The organism is Streptomyces sp. NPDC089919 (genome assembly GCF_040684615.1).
GTDB lineage: Bacteria > Actinomycetota > Actinomycetes > Streptomycetales > Streptomycetaceae > Streptomyces.
The window spans coordinates 1-1,575 of sequence record NZ_JBFBGK010000226.1 but is presented as its reverse complement, the minus strand read 5'-3'; the positions used below and the strand labels follow the sequence as shown (position 1 = coordinate 1,575).

Annotated in this window: 2 protein-coding genes and 1 pseudogene; all 3 read right to left on the bottom strand. The window is 73.3% G+C overall.

From position 1 onward, the window contains the following. A pseudogene (locus tag AB0O40_RS37790) lies at nt 1–141 on the bottom strand (dehypoxanthine futalosine cyclase); the annotation flags it as partial. Between the two features lie 41 nt (nt 142–182). Next, the gene (locus tag AB0O40_RS37785; protein ID WP_365050893.1) at nt 183–1,109 is read right to left on the bottom strand and encodes a menaquinone biosynthesis protein; all 927 of its coding nucleotides are present in this window, start codon (nt 1,107–1,109) and stop codon (nt 183–185) included. Beyond that, nucleotides 1,102–1,422 (bottom strand): ferredoxin, encoded by a 321-nt coding sequence (locus AB0O40_RS37780; RefSeq protein WP_365050890.1) that lies wholly within the window; start codon nt 1,420–1,422, stop codon nt 1,102–1,104. Before AB0O40_RS37780 ends, AB0O40_RS37785 begins: the two co-directional genes overlap by 8 nt. Nucleotides 1,423–1,575 lie beyond the last annotated feature (153 nt).

Genomic DNA, 1,575 nt, shown 5'->3' with positions numbered 1-1,575 from the left:
GGCGTCCGCGGCGGAACCCAGCGCGTGCAGCGGGGCGTGCCGGTAGAGGTCCAACGCCTCCTCGGCGGAGATCCGGCCCCCTTCGGCGGCGCGGTTCAGCGCCTCGACCAGCGCGGGGTGTTCCTCTGCGAACGATGTCATGGCGGTGGCGCCCTCTCCGGAAGGTGTTGCGTTCGTACGGGTCACGTCTGGTCCGCCGGCGCGGCGGCGTCGAGCAACTGCACGCGGACGTCCGGCGGGATGCCCTCCGCGCCCCCGACCCGGCGGGCGAACTCCGCGATACCGGCCAACTGGCGCCGGCCGAGGCCGAAGTCCAGGGCCTCGGTGAAGTAGCGCTCCAGCGTCGGGGCGTCGAAGACCTCCCAGCGGGCGGCCTGTTCGGACACCGTGCGCACCTCCGCGAGCCCGAGGTCCCGGGCCGCCAGCAGCGCCCGGTGGACCCGGTGCACGGTGTCGGGCTCGCGCGCCAGGAAGTCGCGCCGGGTGGCGAACACGGCGAAGACGAACGGCAGTCCCGTCCACTCCTGCCACATCAGGCCCAGGTCGTGTACGTGCAGTCCGGCCGCCGGGGCCTCCAACAGGGAGGCCCGCAGGGCCGGGTCGCCGATCACGACGGCGGCGTCCGCCCGGGACAGCATCGTCGCCAGGTCGGGCTCGGCGACGAAGTACCGCGGTTCGACCCCGACCCGGTCGGAGAGGAGCAGCCGGGCCAGCCGCACCGAGGTGCGGCTGGTCGAGCAGAGTGCGACCGGGGCGCCGTCCAGCCGGTCCAGCGGTACCCGGCTGACGATCAGGCAGGACATCACCGGGCCGTCACTGCCGATGGCGATGTCCGGCAGCGCGGTCAGCCGGTCGGCGTTCCCCAGGAAGTCGACGAGGCTGACCGGACCCATGTCGAGCTCCCCGGCGACCAGGGCGGCGCCCAGGTTCTCGGGGGTGTCCAGGGTCAGGTCCAGGTCGAGCAGGCTGGTGGTCCTGGCCAGACCCCAACGCAGGGGAAGGCAGTTGAGGAATTCGATGTGACCGACCCGGGGCCGCCGCTGCGGGGCGGCCCCGGGCCGGCCGGTCCCGGCCGGCGCGGGCTCCGGTCGCGTGCGGATCTCAGGCATCCGGGCCGTACACCTCGACCTGGTCGCTGCGGCGGCGGACGTGGATGCAGTCCCCGGGGCAGTCCTTCACCGAGTCCACCACGTCCTGGAGCAGCGGCAGCCGGACGACCACGGCGGCGGCCGGCTCGGTGCACAGCTCGTCGTGTTCGTCCTTGACGTAGGCGAGCCCGTCGATGTCCAGCTCGAAGACCTCGGGTGCGTACTGCACGCAGATTCCGTCGCCGGTGCAGAGCTCCTGGTCGATCCAGACCTCGAGCTCTTCGCCGTCGGTGGGGAGGTGGCCGTGCGCCTCCGCGGGGGTGGCCGTGGGCATGGGGTGCCTGCCGATCCTGTTCGTAGGGGTCTGTGCGCGGGGGTGCCGGTCCCTGGGGTCAGACCCGCATCGGCTGGGGGGACTCGCGCAGGGACGCGTCCGGGCCCGGGTACTCGCGGATGATCTCGTAGCGGGTGTTGCGCTCCACCGGCC